Origin of the sequence: Photobacterium sp. OFAV2-7 (assembly GCF_022347985.1) — a bacterium.
GTDB lineage: Bacteria > Pseudomonadota > Gammaproteobacteria > Enterobacterales > Vibrionaceae > Photobacterium.
Genome location: NZ_JAKRFQ010000179.1, coordinates 1 through 7201 on the forward strand (window position 1 = coordinate 1; position 7201 = coordinate 7201).

The 7201-nt window shown below is 48.5% G+C and carries 7 protein-coding genes; 4 read left to right on the forward strand and 3 right to left on the reverse strand.

Translation table 11 applies throughout. The annotated features are described in order from the left end of the window. A partial coding sequence (locus tag MHN01_RS11405; protein WP_239411461.1) for a hypothetical protein occupies window positions 1-455 on the reverse strand: 455 nt, incomplete at its 3' end. Window positions 456-853: 398 nt separating this feature from the next. Between MHN01_RS11405 and MHN01_RS11410 the strand changes: the two genes are divergently transcribed. Genes MHN01_RS11410 through pstB form a run of 4 tightly spaced genes read left to right on the forward strand, consistent with a single transcriptional unit; the run spans window position 854 to window position 5455 of the window. Continuing rightward, on the forward strand, window positions 854-1897 hold the full coding sequence (locus MHN01_RS11410; protein ID WP_239411462.1) for a PstS family phosphate ABC transporter substrate-binding protein: 1044 nt from the start codon (window positions 854-856) through the stop codon (window positions 1895-1897). A 33-nt stretch (window positions 1898-1930) separates the two neighbouring features. Next, window positions 1931-3316 (forward strand): phosphate ABC transporter permease subunit PstC, encoded by a 1386-nt coding sequence (gene pstC, locus MHN01_RS11415; protein WP_239411463.1) that lies wholly within the window; start codon window positions 1931-1933, stop codon window positions 3314-3316. Next, window positions 3309-4610: a phosphate ABC transporter permease PstA gene (gene pstA, locus MHN01_RS11420; protein WP_239411464.1), complete on the forward strand. Its 1302-nt coding sequence runs from the start codon at window positions 3309-3311 to the stop codon at window positions 4608-4610. The genes pstC and pstA overlap by 8 nt, the downstream gene beginning before the upstream one ends. Window positions 4611-4615: 5 nt before the next feature. Further along, on the forward strand, window positions 4616-5455 hold the full coding sequence (pstB, locus tag MHN01_RS11425) for a phosphate ABC transporter ATP-binding protein PstB (protein WP_370646498.1): 840 nt from the start codon (window positions 4616-4618) through the stop codon (window positions 5453-5455). Between the two features lie 42 nt (window positions 5456-5497). Here pstB and MHN01_RS11430 read toward each other — a convergent pair whose 3' ends face one another. Continuing rightward, a complete protein-coding gene (locus tag MHN01_RS11430; RefSeq protein ID WP_239411465.1) occupies window positions 5498-5968 on the reverse strand; it encodes an arsenate reductase ArsC in 471 nt (156 codons plus the stop codon). 140 nt (window positions 5969-6108) lie between these two features. Continuing rightward, the coding region (locus MHN01_RS11435; RefSeq protein WP_239411466.1) for an MBL fold metallo-hydrolase at window positions 6109-7201 on the reverse strand (1093 nt) is incomplete at its 5' end.

Genomic DNA, 7201 nt, shown 5'->3' on the forward strand with positions numbered 1-7201 from the left:
ACACAAAAAACAATCAATGCTATCTGCGGTTTTTGCAAATCTGGCAGGCGAAGTAAGTACTCAGCTCGGGAACGTATTGCCCAGCCATTAGGCAACCCGGTAATCGGATCAACCGATTTGTTTTCGATGACCCGAAAATATAGCTCGAACTCCCCCGGAGCATCTGCCCGAGCCTGACATTGCACGTCTACCGGCAGTGCATAGTGATGTTTGTCTTTAACCGCAGCTCTGACGCAACTCTTCTGAGCTTTGTCAGCAAGATAATCAGTAATGTTTTCATCACTGACTGTGTCTTGTGTGTCCGTATCGATCACGGATAAAACACAATGCAGCTGATTGCCTATTATTTCAGACTCAACAAAACCAACTTGTTCAGTAAAAACGTCATTACACGCAATTACGATACCATTGTTTATCGTTAGCACTGGTAATAGTGAATATGCAACATCAGTCATTAATGCACTCGATAATATTTTTCTTATTTATATTCAGAGGAACGCTGTCTCAGCATTATTTTCACCATAATACAGGACTTTCTTACTATGCAGACGATTTATTTTTATAGTGGAAGAATTATTTTGATATGCACTTAAACAAATAGTATCACTGTTAGCATTCCCCTTTAAAAAATAAGTATAAGCGTGCTTCGGTGATGAACTGTTAATCACAAAATATTTCCTATTAATCATAAAATTAGATAACAAATATTTATTACACATCTTTATCTCCTTTCGCACTTAAAGCAATTTTCTGCAATTAGTGTCACCATAAGATCAACAAACTGTAACCTACTCGTGAAACTAGAGAACTAGGTTTTATAGGTAATGACTTTGTTTTGGCACAGGAGGCCGCTGTGAATTACCTCAAACCGATACTCTGTTCGTTAGTATTTGCTTCAGCAATTAACAACAATAACAGTTATGCTGCCAGCCGTGATCAAATCAGTATTGTTGGTTCATCAACCGTTTACCCATTTGCTACCGTTGTGGCAGAGCGCTTTGGCCGTTCAAGCCAATTTCCCGTCCCCAAAATAGAGTCTACCGGCTCAGGTGGTGGACTGAAGTTGTTTTGTAACGGTGTCGGTGAGCGTACACCCGATATCACCAATGCTTCACGAAAGATAAAAGACTCAGAAATAGCATTATGCAAAGAAAATGGGGTCAACGAGATACTGGAAATTAAAATCGGCTACGACGGCATAGCCTTTGCCAACTCCAAAAACGCCCAAGCCTTCGATGTCAGCATCAAAGAGATCTACATGGCGCTGGCCAAAGTCATTCCCCAGCAAGACGGCCATCTTATCGGTAACCCTCACAAAACCTGGAAAGATATCAACCCCGCCCTACCCGATCAGAAGATTGAGGTTCTTGGCCCTCCGCCTACCTCTGGTACCCGCGATGCCTTTGTCGAGCTGGTAATGGAAAAAGGCTGCACACAAAATCCGGAAATGAAAGCGCTTAGCAAAACAGACAAATCTAAATTCAAGGCTGTCTGTCATGCCATTCGCGAAGACGGCGTTTTCATTGAGGCTGGCGAGAATGACAACCTAATAGTTCAGAAGCTCAATGCCAACCCCAACGCATTTGGTATTTTTGGCTTTAGTTTTCTCGATCAAAATACCGACAAGGTACAGGGTGCCAAAATCAATGGTGTATCCCCAACCTTCGATGATATCGGTAGCGGTGCCTACCCAGTTTCTCGCTCACTGTTCTTCTATGTCAAGAAAGCGCATATCGGAGTGATCCCCGGTATCAAAGAATATGTCGAAGCCTTTACCTCTGAAGATGCTATCGGTCCTGAAGGCTACCTCACCTATCGCGGCCTGATCCCTTTAGCCAACGGTGAATGGCAAGTGATTCGTAATAATGCCGTCGCAATGAATACCAACATCCCATAGAGCAGTTCAACAACATTAGATTAAGGGGAATAAATGGGGCTTGTTTGGCTGGTTATCTTAAGTTGCGCTTTGGCGGCATACATCATTTGCCGCCATAAAGCGTTGCTTCAGGCAAGGCAGATGGGCGGAATTCGGTTCCTCCACTCCTTGCCTTCCTACTATGGCTGGCATGCCGCTATGCTTAGCCTGATCCCTCCCATCTTGCTCTTACTGATATGGTACGGTTTTGAAGGGGTAGTGATCCGCTCACTAGTGCTGGACTCGCTACCCGTTTCGTTCCTAGACGCATTTGCCAGCCAAAACACCCAGTCCTTGCTGGTTTCCCAGATAGCCAATGTCTCCCGAGGATTAACAACCAGCAGCGATCCCATTATCAATCAGGCTGCCCATTACTACCGCACTCTTTCCGCTCACAGCACTACCTTGCTCCAGACAATAACCATAATCATGGCGGTACTTGGCCTGATCTCAGGTTGGTTCCTCGTCAGACCGAAAATAAAAGCACGGCACTACGTCGAAAAAGTCATGCAGGCTTTTCTCTGGGTCTGCTCGCTGGTTGCCATCATCACCACCATTGGGATCCTGCTGTCGGTACTCTTTGAGGCTATTCGTTTTTTTCACCTGATCCCTGTGTCTGATTTTCTGTTTGGCACCCAATGGTCGCCGCAAATTGCCATTAGGGCAGATCAGCAAGGTGCCAGTGGCGCATTTGGTGCCATACCACTTTTCAGCGGCACCCTGATGATCACGGTCATTGCCATGTGTATTGCTGCCCCGATAGGCCTGTTAAGTGCTATCTATCTTTCCGAGTACGCGACAGAGCGGGTTCGCAATATTGCCAAACCCCTGCTGGAAATTCTCGCCGGGGTTCCAACTGTGGTTTATGGTTACTTTGCCGCCCTGACTGCCGCCCCGCTAATCCGGCAACTGGCCACCAGCCTCGGCATAGACAGTGCCTCGTCGGAGAGTGCGCTTGCCGCCGGAATGGTGATGGGAATGATGATCATCCCATTCGTCTCTTCACTGTCTGATGATGTGATCCGGGCCGTACCCAAAGATTTGAGAGATGCCGCACTCGCCCTGGGGGCAACTCCGTCTGAAGCAATAACCAAAGTGGTACTGCCGGCAGCGCTGCCAGGCATTGTCGGCGGATTGCTGCTGGCGGTATCACGTGCAATCGGCGAGACAATGATAGTCGTTATGGCGGCCGGTCTGTCAGCCAACCTGACTGCCAATCCACTAGACTCGGTGACAACGATCACCGTGCAAATTGTTACCCTGCTTGTCGGTGATCAGGAGTTTGATAACCCCAAGACTCTTGCAGCCTTTGCCCTTGGGCTCACCCTGTTTGTAGTTACCCTGCTACTGAATTTCATCGCCCTGCATATCGTCCGAAAATATCGGGAGCAGTATGACTGATATACTATTGGAACTTGCCAAAAATAAACGGCAACGCGTTAAAACGTCGCTTGCTTGCAGGCATAAAAACGAACAGCGATTCAAAGCAATCGGTATTATTTCGATTTCGCTTGCCCTATTGTTTCTGTCTGTTCTGCTAACCTCTATCTGTGCCAAAGGCTACAGCGCATTTTATACCACAGAGATCCGGCTCTCTCTGGATCTCAGCAGAAATGCACTCGGGCTGGATGCCGACAAGCCAGTCTCGACTCTCCGCCCTGTTCATACACGCAAGGTTATTCGTGCCTCTCTCAGACAAACCTTCCCTGAAGTATCTCAGCGACGTGAGCTAAGACGCCTGTACCAGCAAGTGTCTATTGGTGCGGAATATCAGCTATTGCAACAGCTCAAGCAGCAGCCCGAGCTAATTGGCAAGCAAACCGACCTGTGGCTTCAGGCCGGTGATAATTTCAATCAATTCCATAAAGGTCATATATCACGTTCGCTGTCAGAAGCCAGCCGCACCTTCAGCGACATGGAAATAACGTGGTACCAACACCTAAATCGTCATGACCAGGTGCGCACTGTTTTCAACCACCATTTCTTCACCCAGGGAGACAGCCGAGATGCCGAAATGGCCGGTATCCTCGGTGCAACAGTCGGCTCGTTTTATACCTTGTTGACCACTTTGGTACTCAGTTTTCCCATCGGAGTAGCCGCGGCAGTCTATCTTGAGGAGTTTGCCCCAAGAAACCGGTTTACAGACTTCATCGAAATCAGCATCAATAACCTGGCTGCCGTACCCTCAATTGTCTTCGGCCTGCTCGGGCTGGCTGTATTTCTCAATTTTGCCGCTCTGCCCCGCTCTGCCCCTATTGTCGGCGGACTTGTGCTTTCCCTCATGACCCTGCCGACAGTGATCATCTCCAGCCGGTCAGCGATAAAAGCGGTGCCGCCCTCAATTCGGGATGCCGGATTAGCGATGGGGGCTTCTAACATGCAGGTCGTCACACACCATGTCGTCCCGCTGGCCATGCCGGGTATGCTAACCGGCGCCATTATCGGTATGGCACAAGCACTGGGCGAAACTGCACCATTGCTAATGATCGGAATGGTGGCCTTTGTCGTAGATATACCTGCGGGTCCTTTTGACGCGGCAACCGCCCTGCCAGTACAAATCTATCTATGGGCAGAGAACCCCGAAAAAGGATTTGTCGAAAACACCTCAGCAGCCATCATGGTGCTGCTTCTTTTCCTTATCCTGATGAACGGGTTTGCTCTTTTCCTGCGTAAGAAACTAGAAAGACGATGGTGACGACGATGGAAGATGCTCTGAAACTCAAAGCCGAAAAAATCGATTCCACAGGTGCAGCGCAAGAGAACCTGACCCTGGGTAATGCCTTCGTCGACTCCCCGCGTATGACCGCCCGGGACATCAATGTCTATTACGATGACAAGCGCGCAATTTGCAACGCATCGCTGGATATTGGAAACCGCGAAGTATTGGCCATGATAGGGCCTTCAGGCTGCGGAAAATCCACCTTTATCCGCTGCCTTAACCGAATGAATGATACGGTTTTGGGCTGTAAGGTAGAAGGACTCATGACACTGGATGCCGAAGATATTTATAAGCTGGATCAGGTCGAGCTCAGAGCCCGGGTAGGGATGGTTTTCCAACGCCCGAACCCGTTCCCAAAGTCAATCTATGACAATATCGCCTACGGTCCCCGCATCCATGGCCTTGCCAACAACCGACACAACCTGGATGACATTGTCGAAGCATCGCTTATCAAGGCCGGATTGTGGGATGAAGTCAAAGACAGGCTGGAGCAGCCTGCAACCGGGCTATCCGGAGGCCAACAACAACGTCTTTGTATTGCCCGTGCAATCTCTATCAGCCCCGAGGTAATCCTGATGGACGAACCCTGCTCGGCATTGGATCCCATTGCTACCGGGATCATTGAAGAGCTCATCAACGATCTAAAACGAAACTACAGCATTGTTATTGTTACCCATGCGATGCAACAGGCCGCAAGAATTTCGGACCGAACCGCTTATTTTCACCTCGGAAAACTCATTGAAGTCAACACCACCAAAGATGTGTTCAACAATCCGCAGCACAAGTTAACACAAGACTATATCAATGGCCGTTTTGGCTAATTACCGGATGTATGCGGCTTAAAACTCGATGTTTGGTAGAAGTTACATATCATGCAGTTGGCTAAGTTTCTGAGAAACCTCTTCATGGGTCATATTTTCGAAGTAATACTTGCCTAGTCGGTCGATTCGTCTTTTCAATGATGCCGACGTCTGGTGGCACTGCTCATCAAATTCGGCCTTGCTAGCACTAGTTCCAATAGGATTATTGATATCCCAGCTAACCCGGACTCCGTCTGCCAGCCAGTTAGGACAGGCTTCGCCATGTTGCTGATCGCAAACGGAAATAACGATATCAGGATGATATCCGGTCAACTCCTCCCAAGACTTACTACGAAAATCATCAGGATTAAGTCCCATATCGGTAAGGTAACTTTCAACATAGGGATGCAGCTCGCCTATCGGATCGCTGCCGGCGCTGGCAACTTCAAATCGGTCAGGCAAAAAGCGCTTGGCAATGGCTTCGGCAAGAATACTGCGGCAGGCATTATGCCGACAGATAAAGAGGATCTTCATAGGCTTTCCCTCTATAACACTTCACTTGAGTGTAGTTAGGGAAAGCCTTGCTTTTGATGACAGTTTTTTGTCAATTCGCAACAAAATGCAAATTCGATACGGCATCTGAAGTTACCAGATACTGCCAGTCAAACCATACTCTATGGTTGAGCCTGCACCTGCGCCAACTGTGAATAATCCAGCCATTGCAGTCTATCTTGCCACCAGTATGTGGTACGCACTGGTTGCGAGAAGTCCAGCGACTCACCAACTAAAGGCGTAACCAGATCGGCGTTATGAGTTTCAGCCTCGGCAATCAAGTCATTCACAGGCTCATCCCAGCGATGAAGGAACAGCTCATAGGTAGACCAATGTACCGGAAAGAGCTTTTCAGCCCTGACATCCAGGTGAGCCTGCATCGTATGAGCTGCCTGCATATGGCCCCACCCCTCGACCGGGTAGCCTTTGCCGTTCTTCACATTGGCCGCCACTTCGATAAACGATAAATCAAACGGGCCCAGACGCTCACCGATTTCTTTAAAATGATCGCCGTAGGCCGAGTCACCGCTGTAGAACACACTCCCGGCATTAGCCTGAATCGCCCATGAAGACCATAAGGTTTTGTTCGAATCAAACAGCCCACGCCCTGAGTTGTGGTTAGCCGGTGCCGAGGTAATAGTTACGCTATTAAACTGCTGACTTTCCCACCAGTCGAATTCCTGAATATTGGCTGCTTTCACGCCCCACTTTTCAAGATGACGACCCACGCCAAGCGGAACAAAGAATTTCACATCCGTGTTGGCATAGTATCGCGCCGTGTTCTCTTCCAAATGATCATAATGATCATGAGAAATCAGAATCACATCAGGAACAGGCAGATCTTCGCGGCTGACCGGCGCATCAACGTTCCGCTCGAACCATCGAGCAAAAAACGATGGTGCTGCGTACTCAAATACCGGGTCAATCAACAAACGAGTATTGTCGACCTCAACAAACAATGAGGAATGACCCAGCCAAGTTACCCTGAGCGACTGGCTAGGCTCGGCAAGTAGCTGGGTATCGACTGCCTGAAACTGAAGGCGGTCGGAGGGTTTATAGCGATCACGCTGCATGAAAAACTTCCACATGGTTTTTAGCATGCCTTCTTCTGCGCTCACCCTTGGTAGGTGAGAAACCACTTTACCATCAATAAATTGTGGCGAGCTCGCAATACGCTCCTGTCTAAGATCTTCACTTCGAACAGAGTCGACATCA